Source organism: Pseudomonas gingeri (genome assembly GCF_013386165.1).
GTDB lineage: Bacteria > Pseudomonadota > Gammaproteobacteria > Pseudomonadales > Pseudomonadaceae > Aquipseudomonas > Aquipseudomonas gingeri_C.
This window is the reverse complement of the sequence record NZ_JACAOS010000032.1, coordinates 390-4,178: the sequence shown is the minus strand read 5'-3', so window position 1 is coordinate 4,178 and position 3,789 is coordinate 390. Positions and strand designations below refer to the sequence as shown.

Sequence of the window (3,789 nt, the reverse complement as noted above, 5' to 3'; positions counted from 1 at the left end):
CGGGCGAAGCCCTCAAGCGTAGTCTGGTGGAAAACCTGTTCGAGAAAACCGGCGTCCAACGTCTGTGCAACCTCTACGGCCCGTCGGAAACCACCACCTACTCAAGCTGGGTGGCGATGGACCGTGAAGACGGTTTCGCCCCCCATATCGGTAAGCCGGTTGGCAACACCCAGTTCTATCTGCTGGACGAACAGCAACAACCTGTCCCACTGGGCGTTCCGGGTGAAATCTACATCGGTGGCGCTGGCGTGGCCCGAGGCTACCTGAACCGCGATGACCTGACCGCCGAACGTTTCCTCAGCGACCCGTTCAGCCAGGATGTTTCGGCGCGCATGTACCGTACCGGCGACCTCGGCCGCTACCTGCCAGACGGCAATATCGAATACCTGGGCCGTAACGACGACCAGGTGAAGATCCGTGGCTTCCGTATCGAACTGGGGGAAATCGAAGCACGCCTGGCCAAACACCCCGAGGTGCAGGAAGCGGTGGTGATGGCTCGCGAAGACGTCCCGGGCGACAAACGTCTGGTGGCCTATTACACCCTGGCCGCCGGGGAAGCCTCGGTCGACATCACCAGCCTGCGCCATCATCTGCAGGAAACACTTCCGGAGTACATGGTCCCGGCCATCTACGTTGCACTGGACAAGCTGCCGCTGACCCCGAATGGCAAGCTGGATCGCAAGGCCCTGCCGGCCCCGGACCTCGATGCGGTGATCAGTCGCGGCTACGAGGCGCCGCAAGGCGAAACCGAAATCCTGATCGCCGCCATCTGGCAAGAACTGCTGGGTGTTGCACAGGTCGGTCGCCACGACCAGTTCTTCGAGCTGGGCGGGCATTCGTTGCTGGCCATGCGCTTGATTTCAAAAATCCGCCAGCAACTGGGCGTCGAACTGGGGCTGGCAGAGCTGTTTGCCCATCCTGAGCTGACAGCCTTGGCCCAGGCCATTGCCCAGGCCGGGCGCAGCACGCTGCCGGAGATCGTGCCGGTGTCGCGTGACCAGGCCTGGCCGTTGTCTTTCGCTCAGCAGCGCCTCTGGTTCCTGGCGCAGATGGAAAGTGTCAGCTCGGCCTACCATATGCCCGCGGGTCTCAACCTGCGTGGTGCACTGGACCGTTTTGCCCTGCAACGGGCACTGGAGCGCATCGTCGCGCGCCACGAAGGCTTACGCACGACCTTTATCCTCGGCGATGACGAACAGTCACTGCAACGGATCGCCGCAGCGGATGCCGGTTTCAACCTGCAGTTGCACGATTTGCAGGGGCTGGTGGATGCCGAAGCCAAACTCCAGGCGCTGACCAGCGAGGAAGCCCTGCAAGCCTTCGACCTGGAGCAGGGACCGTTGATTCGTGGTCGTCTGATCCGCATGGCCGAGGACCATCATGTCCTGCTGGTGACCATGCACCATATCGTTTCCGATGGCTGGTCGATTACCGTGCTGACCCGCGAATTGGCCGCGCTCTATGAAGCCTTCAGCCACGGTCAGGATGATCCGCTGGTACCGTTGACGCTTCAGTACCTGGACTACGCCGTGTGGCAACGTCGCTGGCTCAGCGGCGAGTTGTTGCAACAGCAGTGCGGCTATTGGCAGCAAACCCTGGCGCAGGCGCCGGCACTGTTGATGCTACCCACCGACCGGATCCGCCCGACGCAACAGGACTATGCCGGGGCAAGGTTGTCGATGGTCCTCGAGGAAAACCTGAGCCGTGGTCTCAAGGCCCTGAGCCAACGCCATGGCAGCACCTTGTTCATGACGGTCATGGCTGCCTGGGCCGCGTTGCTGGGGCGCTTGTCCGGTCAGGATGAGGTGGTGATCGGTTCGCCGGTGGCCAACCGGACACGCAGTGAAGTCGAAGGGCTGATCGGCCTGTTCGTCAACACCCTGGCGATCCGTGTCGACCTCAGCGAACAGCCGACGGCTCAGGCCTTGTTGGCGCGCGTCAAGGCCGCGACCCTGGGCGCCCAGGCGCACCAGGACCTGCCGTTCGAGCAAGTGGTTGAAGTGATCAAGCCGGTGCGCAGCCTGTCCCATAGCCCGGTCTTCCAAGCGATGCTGTCGTGGCAGAGCAACGAGAAGGCCGATCTGGCGCTCGGCGACATGGCTTTGCAAGGCGTAGAGGTGGTCGGTTGCACGGCCAAGTTCGACCTGACCCTGGACATGCTTGAAGTGGGTGATCGCCTGTACGGTTCCCTGGAATACGCCACGGCGCTGTTCGACGAAAGCACCATGGTTCGTTACCTCGGTTACTTCCAGCGTCTGCTGGAAGCCATGGTTGCCGACGACCACCAGGTGCTGGAACAGGTGCCGCTGATCGATGCCGCCGAACGCGAGCAACTGCTGGTGGGCCTCAACGCCACCGAAGTACCTTATCCGCAGGACAGTACGATCCATCAACTGTTCGAAGAAAAGGTCCGGGCGCAACCCGAGGCCATTGCGGTGGCCTTCCAGGCACAACGCCTGAGTTATGCGGAGCTGAACCGCCAGGCCAACCGCCTGGCCCATCACCTGATCGGTCTGGGTATCGGCCCGGATGATCGGGTAGCGATCTGTGTCGAACGCGGCGTGGAAATGATGGTCGGCCTGTTGGGCGTGCTCAAGGCTGGTGCCGCTTATGTACCTTTGGATCCGGCTTATCCAGCCGAACGCCTGGCCTACATGATCGAGGACAGTACGCCCTCGGCGTTACTGAGCCAACGTGCGTTGCAGGGCCGTTTGCCGGTGCTGGACTTGCCGCTGGTGCTGCTCGACGACGATCAGCGCCAGGGCTTCAGTGAGCGTGACGACGACCCCGTGGTGACGAACCTCGGCGTGCGCAACCTCGCGTATGTGATCTACACCTCCGGTTCCACCGGCAATCCGAAAGGGGTGATGATCGAACACCGCGGTCTGGTCAACTACAGCGTTGACGCTGCACGCTTGTTCGGCCTGACCCCGGCAGACACCGTGCTGCAACAGAACACCTTGAACTTCGACCTGTCGGTGGAGGAAATCTTCCCGGCACTGCTGGCCGGGGCTACCCTGGCGCCAACCCGGGAGATCTTCGGCAGCGAAGGCACGGAGGATCACGGCATCCGTCCGACCTTCCTGCACATGACCGCTGCTCACTGGCACACCCTGGCTGCCGAATGGCACAACCAGCCGCAGATTGCCCAGCAGCGTCTGGCCGATGTGCGCCTGATCAACGTCACCGGTGATGCTCTGTCGGCACAGAAACTCAAGCTCTGGGATGAGGTTCGCCCAACCCATACACGCTTGATCAACACTTATGGTCCGACCGAAGCAACGGTGTCCTGCACCGCCGCCTACGTCACCCACGATGCTGTGGCCGGCAGCGAAGGTAGCGGCAACGCCACCATCGGCAAGCCGATGGCCAACACCCGCATCTACCTGCTCGATGCTCACCAGCAGCCGGTACCGTACGGCGTCACCGGGGAAATCTTTATTGGTGGCGACGGCGTGGCACGGGGTTACCTGAACCTGGAACAGGTCAACGCCGAGCGTTTCCTCGTGGATCCGTTCAGCAACAGCGCCGACGCGCGCATGTACAGGACCGGTGACTTGGCCCGCTACATGGCCGACGGCCGTATCGAGTACCTGGGTCGTAACGACTTCCAGGTCAAGGTCCGCGGTTTCCGTATCGAACTGGGGGAAATCGAGTCGCGCCTCGGCAATTGCACTGGGGTCAAGGAAGCGGTGGTGATCGCCCGGGAAGATCGTCCGGGAGAAAAACGCCTGGTCGCCTATGTGGTCGCCCAGCCTGAAGCAAGTCTGGACGCCGCCGGCCTGCGCG

At 62.3% G+C, this 3,789-nt stretch carries 1 protein-coding gene; it reads left to right on the top strand.

What is annotated here, in order from left to right; all coding sequences use genetic code 11:
* Positions 1–3,789 (top strand): amino acid adenylation domain-containing protein (locus tag HX866_RS34530; RefSeq protein ID WP_256345054.1); only part of this gene is annotated, 3,789 nt, incomplete at both ends.